The sequence below is a fragment of the Sutcliffiella tianshenii genome (assembly GCF_016908565.1).
GTDB lineage: Bacteria > Bacillota > Bacilli > Bacillales > Bacillaceae_I > Sutcliffiella_A > Sutcliffiella_A tianshenii.
The window spans coordinates 288,688-304,599 of record NZ_JAFBED010000002.1; the positions used below are offsets into that span (position 1 = coordinate 288,688).

Sequence of the window (15,912 nt, forward strand, 5' to 3'; positions counted from 1 at the left end):
AAGAATGTACTTATTTGAAGTACATTCTAAAACATTGCCTATCAAATTGTCCATTGGTCATGAATGATACCCACGACATACCAGTTATTATCCAATTTCTCCAATACCACCCTGAGGCTCTTCCAGTCCATTCCCTCATACTTTTCCTCGAATCCTGGAAAATGAAATTCAACTACAGTGGAGTCTGGATATACTTCTTTGCTATTATCTATGCTATTTCCCTGACCTATCCTTTTATTTATGGATATTTCCTCTGCAAGTAAAAAGTCAGCGTCATAGATAAACTTTTTATAATAGTCATGGAAGGACAACTGAATCGGATCGCCTGTTCCGTCATATTCCCCCCATAGATAGACTTTCTGATTCTCTTTAAGATCCCCTATCTCACTTGCTGTAAATACGAGGTTTCTATTGACATCGACATAGCCATACGGGGTGAAACGGACCCCTTTGGTTGGATGTATCAGGCCTTTCAAGGCGGAAAAGTCTTTTTCTTTTATCAGCTTTACAGCAGCAAAAGCAGTATCCTCTGCAGTCATTTCCTTTTCCGCGACAGGTTCAGGGGCTTCCACTCCTTTCATATCTTTTATGGAGCAGCCGATAGAACTTATGCCCGCAGCCACTATGATCAATAGTGCAATCATCCTCATATTTCCTTCTCCTCCACCATTCATTTATTCTAGAGTATGGCCAAAAAGGAAGCACAAGAACAGTGGTGCCACATCTTTTTTAGTTTGACGGGTTTTTATCGAACTTCTTGTTAGTGAGGACTTTCAATGCAGCCATCCCATCGCTTGGACATCCATTCAGGTGATCGATGGGAAACAACGAGAAAAAGACAAAGTAAAAAGAAAAATAGGTAAACTGATAGATCAGGATATTGGGCTCGAGCATCCCTTCCATGATCAATCCATTCAAAATCAGGATGGATACCAAGTTAAACAGGGATCCCCCTAAATATACCAAGGCTTTTTCGATTTTCCCCGCTCTTTTACTGACAGTGATATATTCACACCAACCATCATAAAAGTAAAGCTTTCTAATTCTGAGTGAACCAATTTTAAACAGTACGTTTCCCGTACCAATATGTACAATCACTTTTCCGCCAAATAATTTTGCAAAGAAAAAGTGTCCTAATTCATGCAAGATGGTAACCATAGGCAGCACAAGGAAGAAAGAGACAAAGAACTTCCATAGATCATTAAATCCGAACATCAGCACCACTCCTAAACCTGCTTCTTTTGAAGTAAATAGAAGTCTCTTTCCCTTAAAAGGAAATAAAGAAACACACCTCTTCCTGCAAGGTGTGTTTTGGGTAAAGAACTTATATGAGGGTCGTCTTATTCTTCCGGACTTTTAAGCTTATCTCATAATATTTACAGGCTGATTCGTATCTTTCTGACGCTGTATAATACTCTGCCAAAATCTCGGCATATTTTGCTACATTATCTTTATCCCCTGCTTTTGTGAAATAATGGATTACATAATCTGATATATATTTTTCGATTTCCGGATTTTTATTGATCATTTGGATGTGAACGTTGAAATGTATAATATATTCCTCTATATTATTTCTTTGTGCCAAAATCAGGCCTTCCTCCGCCCAACCTAGCGCAAATTCATTCTGTTTTAGCTTGTAGTATTCCTTAACCAAAGTATTGATGGAATACAAGCTTCTGTCTTCCTCTTTTTTAAGTTTAAGGGATTCCAAAAAATAATAGATGGCATCTTCTGAGTTCCCCAGGAATGATTGCATGCAACCGAGATTATGCAGGGCCATGGATTCGAGATAGACATCCTTCAAATCTACTCCGATCTTTTTTGCAAAGTGGTAGTTTTCTTCAGCCTTTTCAAGTTGATGCACTTTATGATAGCTCAAACCCAAAATGACGTGGCACTCTGCAGATCTTCTGTTAAAGTAGAGGGATCGATAAATGGTAAGCGCTTTTTCCGCATAGGTAATCGCTTCAAAATAATCAGATGTTTTTTGGCTTGTCAACGCGATCTGATAAAATAACTCTGCTTTATCTTCTTCGGGGAGTGCAAGTTGTTTATGCAATTCCAACGCCTGTCTTAAAGTGTATATGGATTGTAGATTATCATTTATTCTGTAATAGTAGATGCCGACAGTTTTCTTTCTGATATATTCAATGATGGTATTTTGGCTTTTGGGAAGGATCACTATTTGATTATAAAGGCCGTCAAAAACCTTCTTGTCACAGATTAATAGGGAGTATTTCAGTTTAACACATAAATAAAGCAACAATGTTTCGGGGTGCATGCTTTGACATCCGATATTGTACTCTTCATTAATATAACTAAGTTTTTTCCATGACTCTTTCGGGTCCTGCCTGACAGTACTTTCGTAGCAGCTTAAAAGCTTGTCCACTATATCCGATAGGTGCGAAGCGGAAAAGATCTCTTGAGATAAATTTTCCTGTGAGATGCCATTTTTGTTCCGGTAATATTTAATCATTTCTCCGTTTCTCAATGCCAACACCCTTTGTTTGAATTATAAGAATATTTTACCATCAAATTCTACAATTATATACATTTTTCTATAAAAATTTCCTTTGAGATGAAATTTCAAGGACATTAGTACCATCTTTTATTTCCAGTATGCCATAGTCACAAATTCGTCGCTGGCCTGCCATAAAGTTGTCATAAAGAGTACGCTCTACCCGGTTTTGTTCATCCTGAAAAGGGAATATACTAAAAAGCATACAAGAACATAAACATTATATTGTGAAGTATTGAGCAAAGTATTGTATACTAGTGTCAAGAAATCAATTATTGATGGTTCTATCAGTGATCAGAGGAGTGAAATTATGTTTGGTGTAGATTATGATCCGGTTCTATACAGTAGAATATTAACTGGCCTGACGCTTGCGGTCCACGTTATTTTCGCGACTGTCGGGGTGGGCGTCCCGCTTATGATTGCTCTTGCAGAATGGATGGGCATCAAACGTAATGATGAACATTATCGTCTTCTTGCACGCAGATGGGCCCGCGGCTTTGTCATCACCGTTGCTGTCGGTGTTGTGACAGGTACTGCCATCGGTTTGCAATTAAGCCTTCTATGGCCGAATTTGATGCAGCTTGCAGGACATGTTATTAGCCTCCCTTTGTTCATGGAGACATTTGCGTTCTTCTTTGAAGCTATTTTTCTAGGTATCTATCTATATACCTGGGATCGATTTAAAAAGAAAATCTATCATTTTATCCTGTTGATACCTGTTGCTATTGGTGCAATGGCTTCCGGCTTCTTTATCTCCACTGTGAACAGCTTTATGAACTCACCAAGTGGATTCGAAATCGAGAATGGAGTACTCACGAATATCAGTCCACTCGGCGCAATGTTCAACCCGGCCACGCCTACCAAAGTGGCACACGTGCTATCTTCTGCTTATTTGACGACTGCTTTTGTCCTTGCTGGTATTGCCGCCATTGCGATTCTCCGTGGAAGAAACCATGTTTACCATAAAAAAGCGTTGAATCTTACAATGACAGCTGCAGCTGTATTCGCCATCTCGACTGCTGTCATCGGAGATCTGTCGGGTAAATATCTGGCAGAATATCAGCCTGAAAAACTGGCTGCGGCCGAATGGCATTTTGAAACATCGACTGAGGCACCTCTTATTCTAGGCGGATATCTGACAGAGGATAACAAAGTAAAATATGCACTTGAAATCCCTTATGCATTAAGTATTCTTGCGCATGGTGATCCTGGTTCCGAGGTTATCGGGCTCGAGGAATTCCCTGAAGAAGAGCTACCTCCTTTGGTGGTACATTATTTCTTTGACCTGATGGTAGGAATCGGGATGTTCCTGGCCCTTGTCTCCATCCTTTATGTGGTCATTGCCCGTGTGAAAAAGTGGAATGAGTGGAATAGACCGCTTCTTTGGGCAATTGTAGCAGGTTCACCATTAGCATTACTTGCCATTGAGATGGGTTGGTTCTTCGCGGAGCTTGGAAGGCAGCCGTGGCTGCTTGTCGGATATATGACAGTGTCAGAAGGCGCTACAACATCCGAGCATGTCGATCTCATGCTGGTGCTGTTCATCATCCTTTATGCTGTACTATGTACCACGTGTTTAACGGTATTAAGAAGAATGTTTAAAAACAATCCAGTCGAAAAAGAATTGCAAGACAAAGGCATGGAGTGATGGAGGGGAAACTATGAGTTATGAGGTTGTAGGTATCACCGTTTTATGGACATTCCTATATGGATATTTAATTGTTGCTTCGATTGATTTTGGTGCCGGGTTTTTCAGCTACTATTCTACAATCACAAAGAAGGACCATCTCATAGATAAAGTGATTGTCCGTTATCTCTCTCCTGTTTGGGAGGTAACCAATGTGTTTCTTGTTTTCTTCTTCATCGGAATTGTAGGGTTCTTCCCTTCAACAGCCTATTATTACGGAACAACCTTGTTGATCCCGGGTAGTATAGCGATCATCCTGTTGGCAATCCGTGGGAGCTATTATGCCTTTCATCACTATGGTGCTAAGGGCAGCAAGTTCTATCAGCTCCTTTATGGAGCGACCGGTCTGTTGATACCAGCATCGCTTTCTGTTGTACTGACCATCTCAGAGGGTGGATTCATCAGCCTTGCTGGTGATGTGGTGAGTCTAGATTATGGAGCTTTGTTCTCTAGCTTCTATTCCTGGACGGTTGTCATTTTGGCGCTTGTCAGTGTGCTATATATTTCAGCTTATTTCTTGGCGTTCTATGCTAGGACAGCCAAAGACGTAAAGGCATTTGAAGTGCTGCGCAAATATGCGCTTAACTGGAGCCTTCCCACCATACTGGCCAGTGTACTCGTATTTTTCGCACTCAGCGATCACAACCCGGCTCATTTTGAGAGGATGCTGAATCTTTCCTGGATGTTCAGCCTCTCCTTCCTCTTCTTCCTTGGAGCGGTGTACTTGATGTGGAAGAAACAGCGTCTCGGGCTTGCCTTTATTTTCGTCATGCTTCAGTTTGCAACAGCTTTCTTCGGGTACGGGGCATCCCATATGCCATATCTTCTGTATCCATATCTGACAATCTATGACGGATTTACAAATGAGTCGATGGCTATTGCGTTGATCACTGCATTCATCGGCGGTTTATGCTTATTGATTCCTTCGCTTTATCTGTTATTGCGACTGTTTCTGTTTGATAATCAATATGTGCAAGGTAAAAAGTAAGGAGGTCCTAATATGGAGAATTTCTTAATCATGGTCGCCCCCCCTCTTATCCTGGTCGTGGCGATTGGTGTGTTGTTTGTTTGGGGAGCGGTGGGCAAGGAAAAATATAAATAGTATTGAAAAAAGCGCAGGTTATCTGCGCTTTTTTCTTTGGAGTAAAAACTTCTATTGGATTCTCTCGCAAAAAGACATTATGGATGCCTATTTTGTCGTCATTTTTATTAATCTGAACTCTCCTCTAATGCCTTCTTTATCCTTGCAAATGTCTTTAAGTAGAAGTGGTCCTCATGTTGTACGAAATGTTCTTTTTTCAAAGGCTCATTCCATTCAGCCCTTTCCCCGTCAGAATCCATTTTAAAGCCAGTTGCCTCTACCTGTTCCAACTTACCTTCCCACATGAGGATCATATCATCGAGTTTGATTCTTGCCATTCCGGATACTTCTTCAGGCTGGAGAAGGAAATCTTCCATATCATACTTTCTGACGAGTAAAAATACATGTGCCAATTCACGGTCTATCAGATCGTGATGAACGTTGGTGTAAGGAATCACTCCTAGTGAGTGAAGCTCCTCCATACTCACATCAATCCCTATCTCTTCTTTTACTTCCCTTATTCCATCCTCAACTGTCTCCGTAGCCAAAATATGCCCAGCAGCTGTAATATCAAGTAAATCTGGATAGTCCTTTTTATGTTCGCTCCTAAGCTGAAAGTAGATGTATTCCACTCCCTCTACCCTTTCGACAAGCCAAAAATGGAACGTCTCATGCCAATAGCCTTTTTTGTGTACCTCTCTTCTGGTCTCCACACCTACAAACTTACCCTTCTCATCAAATATCCTCAGCTTTTCCGACTCCATCTACCTTGCCTCCATTGTTGTATTTTTCAATATGCGTACAAGCTTTTCCTAATTGGCTTTCGGATTCAATAATTTCAAGAATTTCCGCTTCCCTACCTGTAAGATAAGTTCCTTCGGCAAATGAACGAGGAGATCTACGTCCATCACCTTTTCGCTGTTGATTCTTATTCCGCCATTTTGAATCATGCGGCGAGCCTCACTTTTAGAGCTTTGCAGTCCTAATTGGACCAGCAGGTCGATTACGTGGATGGAGTGACTTCCTTCCCATATGACCTCGGGAATATCTTGCGGTATGGCGCCGCGTTGAAAAACAGTCTTAAAGTGCTCTTCAGCAAGCTGTGCGGCAGCTTCATCATGGTACATGCGGACAATTACTTTTCCTAGGAGCATCTTTGCATCCCTCGGATGTAAGTCGCCACTTTCCAATCTCATTGCAATATCATTTTTTTCAATATGGGATAAATCTGTTATCAGGTTGAAGTACTTCAAGGTTAGTTCGTCGGGAATGCTCATGATTTTCCCGAACATCTCCCTCGGGTCTTCATCAACACCGATGTAATTGTTTTTGGATTTGGACATTTTCTCCACGCCATCCAGACCCTCCAATAAAGGCAGCATGATCACCACCTGCTTCTCTTTATTGTAATGCTCCTGTAGGTGTCTGCCCATCAGCACATTGAAATGCTGATCTGTCCCGCCAAGCTCCACATCACTTTCAAGTTCAACGGAATCATAGCCTTGCATAAGAGGGTAGAAAAACTCATGAAGGGAAATCGGCTTGCCTGATGCCAATCTTTCCGAGAAGTCATTTCTCTCCAATAGTCGTGCAACAGTTATGCTTGCTGAAAGATTAATGGTGTCTTCCAACCGCAGTTTTGAGAGCCATGCTGAATTATAGAAGAGCTCTACCTTTTCCATATCCAGGACCTTGCTGAATTGTTCATAGTACGTTTGTGCATTGTGTTTCACTTCCTCGTTGGTCAGCTGCTTCCTTGCTGTAGATTTGCCTGTCGGATCGCCAATTTTCCCTGTGAAATCGCCTATGATCAACTGGATGATATGTCCATTCTCCTGAAACTGCTTCAGCTTGTTCAATACCACTGTGTGCCCCAAATGTACATCAGGAGCGGAAGGATCCAGACCCAGTTTGACCTTCAGCGGACGCCCTGTCAGTAATGACTTTGCGATTTTCTCCTTCATTTCAAAGGCTGGAATGATCTCTGAAACCCCATCTTGATATATGTTGTATTGTCTTTCCATTTCTGCTCGTTGATCTTTTGAAAGGCTATCTGACATATTCCCCATTTTCCTATACCTCCAATTGAATAAAATAAAAAAACCACGCCCCTAAGAAAGGGACGTGGTTTACGCGGTACCACCCTTTGTTGAAGATCTCTCTTCCACTCAAACGAATAACGGTTCGGCCGTCTTTTGCTACTTTTTGTTCACAAAAGAAGTTCAGGGAGGTAATTCACCTTTATCTTTGTACTGATTTTCACCAACCATCAGTTCTCTTAAACAGGGAGATAATAGGCTACTGGATTCCCATCTAGACTTATATTGTATAATTTTTATTTATTTTAAAGGATATTCCAAATTAATACAACAAGAAAATTATGATTATATCATCTATTTATCTTTAATTCGATTAATCTATCGAATTAGTGTATAATTTGATTAAATAGTCGAATTAAAAGCATGAAAGTGCATAAACTATTTCCACGAGCACATTTAGATGAAGGAGAAAAGCCTATGAAAAAACCCGTATCGGTATTTATGATGGATGTGACAGATTCGAGCAGGAATTGGAAAGAGGTTTCCTCCTATTTGGAAACCGTGGAAGCATATATTAAACATTGGACAAAGGGATTGCCGAATGTCCACATCAAACACCGTCTCGGTGATGAGATTGTCTGTATTTTCGACCATTATGCCACAGCATATACCATTGCGTTCTATATTAATCAAATATGGAGGTTTTCAGATCAGCCACCCTATTTTGGCATGTCATTTGGTAATGTGGAAGAAGATATTTCCGATATTGACATTGATAAGTGGAATCACCCTTTGATGAAACATGCCAGACTGGCGAATGAAAGAATCAAGCAGTCGTCCAATCGGACACCTATCATTTTTTTCCCTGATTCCGATGCGATGTCCATTCCCTCAGTTGAGATGAGCAACTTGCTGCTTGAATATCAAGGGAAACTGATCAATGAGCAAACGAAACTGCAGCGACTCATTTCAGGACTATTTTCCGTATTGGATGAGCAGAAAATGATCGCTAACCTATTAGGAAAGTCCCCTTCTACCATCTCAAGTCACTACAAGAAAGGAAATTGTGAGATAATACTTAAAACATTCAACACCTTACAACGTACCTTAAACCATCAGGAAGAGACCCAATCCGGGACCTATCCGAGTAATATCATGAATGAGCTGGAAAACACAATAAAGAACCATTTGAAGCAGAACCTGAAAATCATTACGAATTAGTTAGGAGCGGGACCATGATTGTTCTTAGCCTTATACTTGCACACCTCATCGCAGATTTCTACCTTCAGACGGAAAAGATGGTCAACGAAAAAATGAAATTCCTGAAGCTTCATCTATTCCATCACACACTGGTCACCGCCATGACACTGTGCATGCTGTATTATTTGCTGGGTTTTTCATATTTCAGCATCACTGTACTCTTACCGACCGTCATCATCGTCATTTTCCATGCAGTGATTGACCTGGCCAAAATTTATGCGCAGAAGAAAGTGTTTCACCTAAAGCATAAAAATGGTTGGAATCTTGCCCTTTTTGTAGCAGACCAAGTGTTTCATCTTTTTACTATATTAGCAGTTTGCTATTTTTTTCTAGACGTCAACCTTTCTGATCTGTTAGAAACGGTACTCGTTTCCCTGCATATGAAAGATGGGGTGATTGCTGAAAAATCATTGATTGGAAGCACCATTTTTATCATGATCATGTTTATTTTGACAACGTCGGTGACGGGTCACTTCATAAAGATTCTACTCGGTTCCTTGACCAGGCACCTCTCTCTATTCGAGGGAAAATATACACTTCGTGATGTAGAAATTACAGCAACCAGTCAAAAGAGCCTGTCTGAAGAGTATACATACATGGTGATGAAGCATCAGGACCTATCCCGTGGGAAAGTGATAGGCTATCTCGAGCGCCTTCTTGTAGTGGCACTCATCCTCATGGGCTCGTTCCCGGCTGTCGGGTTTATTGTTGCCGCCAAATCCTTGACCCGTTTCAAGCAGTTGGATGATCGGGACTGGGCGGAGTACTTCCTACTCGGAACGTTGTCTTCCTTTCTTTTTGCCATAGTATTTGGGATTATACTAAAGGTGGTATTTTCGTAGAGTTGCATATTTTCTTTTTTAAACAACTGGTAGTATTTGGGGTTTAATGAAGCAAAACAAAGAAGTCCATTCCCCTTTTTAATGGGTGATGGACTTCTTGCTATTTAATCCTTTTTTATATCTAATGTGCTTCTTACGGTATTAATAGGACGGACGTATTTTTCAATCTGCTCCCTCTTTGGCTCAAGGAACGGAGGAAGTGATAATTTTTCACCCAAGGTTTCGTATGGCTCATCACCCATGAACCCTGGACCGTCTGTCGCAAATTCAAACAATATTTGAGGTGCGACTCGAGTATATAGGGATTCAAAGAAATAACGGTTCACATAGCCGGAAGTATGAAAACCGAAACTCTTCAGCCTTTGATCCCATTCCTCGATTACAGAACGGTCCTCTACCCGGAAAGCTGCGTGGTGCACTGTTCCAAAACCTTGGATCCCCTGTGGAAGATCCCTGTTATGCTCGACGATTATCTGGGCCCCATTCCCGCCCTCGCCAACTTCAAAGAGGTAAGTGGAGCCTTTGTGGGCAACTTCATTGAACAGCAACGCCTTTTCTAACACTTCTTTAAAGAAATCGAAATTCGCCACCCTGATTGTTATAGGTCCCAAGCCTGTAATGGCATGCTCTAGGGGGATGGGCCCTTTTTGCCAAGGGGTCCCTGAAGAGACACCTTTATTATTTTCATCTGAAATCAATTGATATTGCTGATCATCGAAGTCAGTAAAATTAATTACCCTTTTTCCGAACTGCTCCTCAATTCCAGTATGATTCACCTTTAAACGTCCAAATCTTTTTAGCCAATAGTCGAGGGAATAATCTGTTGGCACCCTAAATGCGGTACGGTAAATCTCATTCGTTCCATGAGATCCTTTTTGAATTCCCGGAAAGTCAAAAAAAGTCATATCTGTTCCAGGGCTCCCTTTATCATCAGCGAAAAATAGATGATATGTCTGGATGTCATCCTGATTGACAGTTTTTTTAACAAGTCTCATCCCTAATACATAAGTGAAAAACTCATAGTTCTTTTCAGCACTGCTCGTGATGGCAGTGACATGGTGAATGCCTTTTAGACCATTCATGTATAATACCTCCTGATTTAAGAGTTCGTTTAAAATATCTTGAATTCGAGATAAATATATCATTCCTATTTCAATATGTCAAACATCTATTCCCTAATAAAAATGTCCAATCTCACACTTTGTGAAATTGGACAGAGTCTTTGCTTGACATCATCAACAATTACAGCTCAAATTCCCATTCATCCTTCAGCAATAGATAAAGGACAAGCAACAAGTTCTCGAGCTCCTCATAGCCTTTGTCCTCAACTGGCATACCGAGCTTAGGGGATACAATTTCTGCAACCTGACGGGTCAAGAGTATCCTATCATCAACAGAAAGCTGAAGGAATCGGTTGGAATAGGTCTTCATCAGCTTCCAATCTTTCTCGTTGAATCTCCTTAGGTCATAATCATTCAACACAAGATTCTCACGTGAAAGTCCACGCTTTTGAATTTCTTTTTCTATTGGGGTCAATTTCATTTTCTTCTTCCGTCTTTCATGAACTACAATGGTACCTGCCACAAGATCTCCGAGACGTTTATGCTTGGAATGGAAAAAAATCATCAACATCCCCACCAGATAGTTCATCGGGAGGCTATCGATAATACGCAAAAGATTCCTTAACAAGCTCGATAGAAGCGTGATGCTATGGCCATTTTCTTGGATTACCCTGATTCCCACCATCTTCTTGCCTAGCGTGCTTCCTCCAGAAAAATACTCAAAAGCGAAAAAATAAGCCCATCTGATGATGAAAATCAGAATGATTGCACCTGCAATAAGATAGGATGGCATATCAGCAGAAAAGAAATCCATGAAAGTACCATTGATCATGAATAAAAGACCTATGATGATAAGGATATTGACGATCAAAAGGATGATCTGATCAATGATGAATGCGGCTGCACGGCTTCCTAAACCTGCAGATTGAAATTGTAAGGAAACATATTCCGGTGTTTTTATGTCAAGTTGCTCAGCGTTCAAAGAATAACCTCATTTCATGGATAAATTTTACCAATGGTGTTTCTATTTATCTATAATATTACTATAATAAAGGTTAATAACATAAAATGACAAGAAGGTGTCCACCTGTATGAATGTAAAACAATTCGTGAAACAGCATAGAGATGAATGGAAACAACTTGAAGAAGCCTTGACCTATCTACATAAGAAAAAAAATATCACGGGATCGCACATAAGTAAATTTCATCGGCTTTACCGTAAGGCAGCCCAGCATCTCTCGTATAGTCAAACCTATTTTCCACATGAAGAAGTCACGTCTTATCTGAACGGACTCGTGTCCAAGTCACATAATCTGCTCTATAAAGACCAGATGTCGAGCTGGAAACAGACACGTCATTTCTTTGGGGTGAAGTTCGTTGGCCTTCTCTTGGAGCAGTGGAAATTTGTCCTGCTTGCGATGGCGCTCTTCACTCTTGGCTTTCTTGGGAGTTATGCCGCTGTGGCAAATGATGAGTTACTATTATACTCGGTACTGCCAGCTGAAATGGCCAATAGCTTCGATCCAGAGCAGCTTGGAGCGAATGAAGGCATGGTGGATGCCCCCCTCATGTCAGCATCCATCATGACAAATAATATTCAAGTAGCTTTCCTTGCCTTTGCCGGGGGTATTACATTTGGCCTTCTGACCGTATATGTATTGATCTATAACGGAATTATTGTCGGTGCCATTGCTGCCTTGTTCTGGCACTATGATAAAACCTATGAATTCTGGGCATACATCGTACCTCATGGAATGATAGAGCTTACTGCCATTTTCATAGCAGGAGGAGCGGGCCTGCTCATGGGCTACAGACTGTTTGTACCAGGCGCTTATTCTAGGGCATACCAACTAAAAGAAAACGCAAAACGTTCGGTTCAGCTATTACTTGGAACGATTCCCCTATTCATCATAGCAGGTGTAATTGAAGGATTCATCACACCTGCCGCCATTTCGTTTGAAGCAAAATATTTTGTAGCTGTCCTGACAGTTGTCGGGCTCATCCTCTATATCGGGATTGCTAAGATGAAACTGCAAAAGCAGGAGCAGTTGCTACAATAATCCCCTATTGATCATATCGATGTAATAGGATACAGCAGTTGTTGCAAGCTTTTCTTCACGGGCCTCCACCATCAGGAGGCCCTGTTTTTCCCATTTTGCTTTTCCTTCTTTTTTGATGAGTATCTGCTGCTGTGCGATACTTTTCACCATTGTTTGCTGTGCATTCACAGGTGTCTCTCTTCCTCTTTTCACCAGCATCTCGTCCTCTATCCCAATCATCAGGAACAAATGCCTTTGCCTCAATCTTTTCAGATAGACTAATGCACTTTCTTCATGAAGAAAAGTTTGGATATCACTGAATAACAGAATGAGGCTGCGCTTTTTCTGTACTAGCTGAAGATAATTTAAGATTTCGCCATAATTGGATTCAGCAGCGTCGACTTCAATGTTGTAAATAGCTTGGAGAATGGTCTGAAGATGAGCCATCCCTTTAGCAGGTGGAATATAGACTTTCACTTTTTTGGAGAAAGCAAGTACAGCTACATAATCTCCCTTTTGTAATGCGGCAGCTGTAACGGTCAGGGCAGCTTCGATTGATTTCTCCAATCGGTTGCCACTTTTCAGTTCAGCCCCCATCATTCTCCCACAATCAATCAATATGGTGATATGTTTGCCATGCTCGGGTTCGTATTCATTAGTCATTACTTCTTGTAGTTTAGCGGTCTGCCGCCAGTTTATTTTCCGCGGATCATCCCCGACCACATAAGATCGGATCTTGGAAAATTCCCCTACCCCACTTTTATATTTTCTTATTTTGATGCCTTCATAGTTTAAGAACCTTTGGGCATCCTCCAAGAAATTTTTGGTTTGGGTCATGTCCGGAATCACCTTGATCTTTTCGTTTAAAGGTATGGCCATTTGTTTTTCCCATAATCCCAAAGTACTTCGGTAACGCATGTATAGGCTATTAACCTGATAATCGCCACGGACTGGTGCTTTTGTCTGGTAAACCAATGTTTCCGAAGTCTCCTTATTGGCACTCCCTGATAAAGGAAACGGTCTATTGAAGGATTGAGGCAGGCCATCCATGATACTGAATTGAACATCATACGGCGATCTGTTCTCGATAGTCAAGGCTACCTCATAGTTGATGCCTCTCTCCATTTCAGCTGGACATGATCGTTTCACCTTAAGCTGTTTCTTATGGGGGGAATAAATCAAATCCACCAAGCTGAATAATAGTACCAGGATATTTGAGAGTAGTACAAACGACCATGGCATGTCCCAAAACGTCGCTGTTACAAGAATTCCTGAAAGAATGACGAATACTAACAGTAATCGACTTGTTGGAACAATTCCCTTATCTCGGAACAGGAATCGCCCCCACAAGTTCTTCGATGATCTGGTCAACAGTAGATCCCTCCAATTCCGTGTGTGGAGATAGTTGGATACGGTGTCGCAGGGCAGGCTTGGTCACGATTTTCACGTCATCTGGAGTAACATAATCCCTACCACTTAAATAAGCCCAGGCCTGTGCAGCTTTTCCGATGGAGATACCGGCACGGGTACTTGCGCCAAAACGGATGGAATCTTCTTCCCTTGTCTTGCGAACTATCTGCATTATATAATGTAGAACGCTCTCGCTGACCGTTATCCTTTCGATTTCTCTCCTGATTGATAAAAATGTCTCCATATCTAATACTGGCTGAACAAGGCTTGCATCATAGCTCTTTTCAATCACTTGCTTTAATACATTCGTCTCCTCTTCTAAGGATGGGAAATTAACATGCAATTTAAATAGGAAACGGTCCTGTTGTGCTTCCGGTAGAGGGTATGTACCTTCAAATTCTATCGGATTCTGTGTTGCAACAACGAAAAACACATCAGAAAGAGGATAGGTGTCCCCCTGGATGGTTACCTGACCCTCTTCCATTGCTTCGAGTAAAGCAGCCTGTGTCTTGGCGGGGGTACGATTTATCTCATCTGCCAACAATATATTGGTGAAAATTGGACCCTTCAGCGTTTGAAAAGATCCTTCTTTCATATTGTAGATGGTACTTCCTGTAATATCACTTGGAAGGAGGTCAGGTGTAAACTGTATCCTAGTGAATGTACCGCCAAGCAGGGTGGCCAGTGTCCGTACCATTTGAGTCTTCCCGGTCCCAGGTACACCTTCCAACAATACGTGTCCGCCTGCCAGGACAGAAGAAAGCAAGAGTTTAAGATTTAAAGATTGTCCCAAGATTCGTTGTTCATATTTTTCAAGTAAGGATGCTAATTCAGGTTTCATCCTTCCTCCACCTCTTTTCTTAGTTGATCCAATTTTTTTGACCAGAACAAATATTCCTGTTTAGTTATTTTCTCTTTTGCTAAGATGTTTGTTAAATCATGTAAGAAAGGTCTCACACTTTTTGGTTCCATCGTTTTAGAATTTCTTTCAATATGGTCGGCACGGTCTTTCCATTCTTTACTCAATGGGATGCCCCATTTTTCCTGAAATGCAGATTTCAGGTAGTGCGCCTGGATGGAAAGTGAATCCTGATACCTGTTCCCTTTTATATGCCAAGCTGCGAGAGCCTGCAAATTCTCATCACTGAAACGAACGGACTCTTCTCTTGCCACAAGTACGGGACCGAATCTTTTCCCGCGTATCCATAAAAGGAGAACAGTCAAAAGGACTCCTTGAATGAGGATGAGAAGAAACCATTGGGGATATGTCGTCGTTAAAGTGGAACCGCTGTGTTCTCCATGGATATACTCGTCTATCAATAGTACATTTAATTCTTGATCACTTTCCTGTATTAAATCCAGGAGTAATATCAAATGATCTTCTTTCAAAATCCCTTCATTCGTGATCCATTCAGGTGTATTGGAAACAATGAGTGAACCCTGTCCGAATTGTCGTTTCAATGCAATCGTACCCAGGGCATCTTTCAGCAGGACTTCATCTGATCCTTCCGCTTCTAATCGAACGGGTGATAAGTTTTGTGCCCGGAAGGACTGGGAGTTTTCCCCGAAAACCTCCCCATTTGAGGAAGGAAATTCAGTATAGGTGGTGTCAAGGGCGAACATGGAGTCCGGGTTGTTCATAAGTAACAGAATCGTATTGCCCTGCTCCATATATTCTATATACTGATCCATGACTTTCTGGTTTGGAACGGCATATGGCTCCACCATCAAAAGCACCTGATTTTCAGAGCGTGAAAGCTTGCTTGGCGGTTCCGCCCATCTCTGAATTCCTTCGATTTCCCTTTCTGCATATGTATAAAAAGCTTTGATACCTGTAGGTGAAGGGGAATGAGAGTCGTAGGGCAAATAGGTTTTGGTTCCTTTTGAAAGGATAAGGTAACTGCAAAGCAAAAATAGAATCAGTATTGCGGCAAGCCATATCCATCCGCTTTTTTTTGATAGTCCGTGTAGCAAT

Annotated in this window: 16 protein-coding genes and 1 other annotated feature; of the genes, 6 read left to right on the forward strand and 10 right to left on the reverse strand. The window is 41.4% G+C overall.

All coding sequences use genetic code 11. The annotated features are described in order from the left end of the window. Window positions 1-41: 41 nt before the first annotated feature. The 3 genes from JOC95_RS04985 to JOC95_RS04995 form a co-directional block, all read right to left on the reverse strand. The gene (locus tag JOC95_RS04985) at window positions 42-650 is read right to left on the reverse strand and encodes a hypothetical protein (protein WP_204414041.1); all 609 of its coding nucleotides are present in this window, start codon (window positions 648-650) and stop codon (window positions 42-44) included. Between the two features lie 79 nt (window positions 651-729). Continuing rightward, on the reverse strand, window positions 730-1,215 hold the full coding sequence (locus tag JOC95_RS04990; RefSeq protein ID WP_204414043.1) for a zinc metalloprotease: 486 nt from the start codon (window positions 1,213-1,215) through the stop codon (window positions 730-732). Between the two features lie 109 nt (window positions 1,216-1,324). Further along, on the reverse strand, window positions 1,325-2,491 hold the full coding sequence (locus JOC95_RS04995) for a tetratricopeptide repeat protein (protein WP_204414046.1): 1,167 nt from the start codon (window positions 2,489-2,491) through the stop codon (window positions 1,325-1,327). A 337-nt stretch (window positions 2,492-2,828) separates the two neighbouring features. Between JOC95_RS04995 and JOC95_RS05000 the strand changes: the two genes are divergently transcribed. Genes JOC95_RS05000 through cydS form a run of 3 tightly spaced genes read left to right on the forward strand, consistent with a single transcriptional unit; the run spans window position 2,829 to window position 5,307 of the window. Then, window positions 2,829-4,166 carry a cytochrome ubiquinol oxidase subunit I gene (locus JOC95_RS05000; protein ID WP_204414048.1) on the forward strand — a complete coding sequence of 446 codons (1,338 nt, stop codon included), beginning with the start codon at window positions 2,829-2,831 and terminating at the stop codon, window positions 4,164-4,166. A 13-nt stretch (window positions 4,167-4,179) separates the two neighbouring features. Then, window positions 4,180-5,193 (forward strand): cytochrome d ubiquinol oxidase subunit II, encoded by a 1,014-nt coding sequence (locus JOC95_RS05005; RefSeq protein ID WP_204414056.1) that lies wholly within the window; start codon window positions 4,180-4,182, stop codon window positions 5,191-5,193. A 12-nt stretch (window positions 5,194-5,205) separates the two neighbouring features. Next, window positions 5,206-5,307, forward strand: a complete 102-nt coding sequence (gene cydS / locus JOC95_RS21680; protein ID WP_419096224.1) for a cytochrome bd oxidase small subunit CydS family protein — start codon at window positions 5,206-5,208, stop codon at window positions 5,305-5,307. Window positions 5,308-5,414: 107 nt separating this feature from the next. Here cydS and JOC95_RS05010 read toward each other — a convergent pair whose 3' ends face one another. Continuing rightward, a complete protein-coding gene (locus tag JOC95_RS05010) occupies window positions 5,415-6,050 on the reverse strand; it encodes an NUDIX hydrolase (RefSeq protein ID WP_204414058.1) in 636 nt (211 codons plus the stop codon). 48 nt (window positions 6,051-6,098) lie between these two features. Then, window positions 6,099-7,355 carry a tyrosine--tRNA ligase gene (tyrS, locus tag JOC95_RS05015; protein ID WP_204414061.1) on the reverse strand — a complete coding sequence of 419 codons (1,257 nt, stop codon included), beginning with the start codon at window positions 7,353-7,355 and terminating at the stop codon, window positions 6,099-6,101. A 46-nt stretch (window positions 7,356-7,401) separates the two neighbouring features. Then, window positions 7,402-7,611: a binding site (T-box leader), on the reverse strand. A 191-nt stretch (window positions 7,612-7,802) separates the two neighbouring features. Here tyrS and JOC95_RS05020 point away from each other — a divergent pair. After that, window positions 7,803-8,546 (forward strand): hypothetical protein, encoded by a 744-nt coding sequence (locus JOC95_RS05020; RefSeq protein WP_204414063.1) that lies wholly within the window; start codon window positions 7,803-7,805, stop codon window positions 8,544-8,546. A 14-nt stretch (window positions 8,547-8,560) separates the two neighbouring features. After that, complete coding sequence (locus JOC95_RS05025; RefSeq protein ID WP_204414065.1) at window positions 8,561-9,427, forward strand: DUF3307 domain-containing protein; 867 nt, start codon at window positions 8,561-8,563, stop codon at window positions 9,425-9,427. A gap of 104 nt (window positions 9,428-9,531) precedes the next feature. On the opposite strand, the gene JOC95_RS05030 is transcribed toward JOC95_RS05025, so the two are convergent. Together JOC95_RS05030 and JOC95_RS05035 are read right to left on the reverse strand one after the other, a co-directional pair. Further along, a complete protein-coding gene (locus JOC95_RS05030) occupies window positions 9,532-10,509 on the reverse strand; it encodes a ring-cleaving dioxygenase (protein WP_204414067.1) in 978 nt (325 codons plus the stop codon). Between the two features lie 160 nt (window positions 10,510-10,669). Further along, window positions 10,670-11,470, reverse strand: coding sequence for an RDD family protein (locus JOC95_RS05035; protein ID WP_204414076.1), 801 nt, complete (start codon window positions 11,468-11,470; stop codon window positions 10,670-10,672). A gap of 109 nt (window positions 11,471-11,579) precedes the next feature. Between JOC95_RS05035 and JOC95_RS05040 the strand changes: the two genes are divergently transcribed. Then, window positions 11,580-12,548, forward strand: a complete 969-nt coding sequence (locus JOC95_RS05040; protein ID WP_204414078.1) for a stage II sporulation protein M — start codon at window positions 11,580-11,582, stop codon at window positions 12,546-12,548. Here the strand turns inward: JOC95_RS05040 and JOC95_RS05045 are convergent. The 3 genes from JOC95_RS05045 to JOC95_RS05055 are packed head-to-tail and all read right to left on the reverse strand — an operon-like array spanning window position 12,540 to window position 15,911. Continuing rightward, window positions 12,540-13,898 carry a DUF58 domain-containing protein gene (locus JOC95_RS05045; RefSeq protein WP_239582710.1) on the reverse strand — a complete coding sequence of 453 codons (1,359 nt, stop codon included), beginning with the start codon at window positions 13,896-13,898 and terminating at the stop codon, window positions 12,540-12,542. The genes JOC95_RS05040 and JOC95_RS05045 overlap by 9 nt on opposite strands. Continuing rightward, window positions 13,849-14,778 carry an AAA family ATPase gene (locus JOC95_RS05050; protein WP_204414080.1) on the reverse strand — a complete coding sequence of 310 codons (930 nt, stop codon included), beginning with the start codon at window positions 14,776-14,778 and terminating at the stop codon, window positions 13,849-13,851. Before JOC95_RS05050 ends, JOC95_RS05045 begins: the two co-directional genes overlap by 50 nt. Continuing rightward, window positions 14,775-15,911: a DUF4350 domain-containing protein gene (locus JOC95_RS05055; protein ID WP_204414082.1), complete on the reverse strand. Its 1,137-nt coding sequence runs from the start codon at window positions 15,909-15,911 to the stop codon at window positions 14,775-14,777. The genes JOC95_RS05050 and JOC95_RS05055 overlap by 4 nt, the downstream gene beginning before the upstream one ends. Window position 15,912 lies beyond the last annotated feature (1 nt).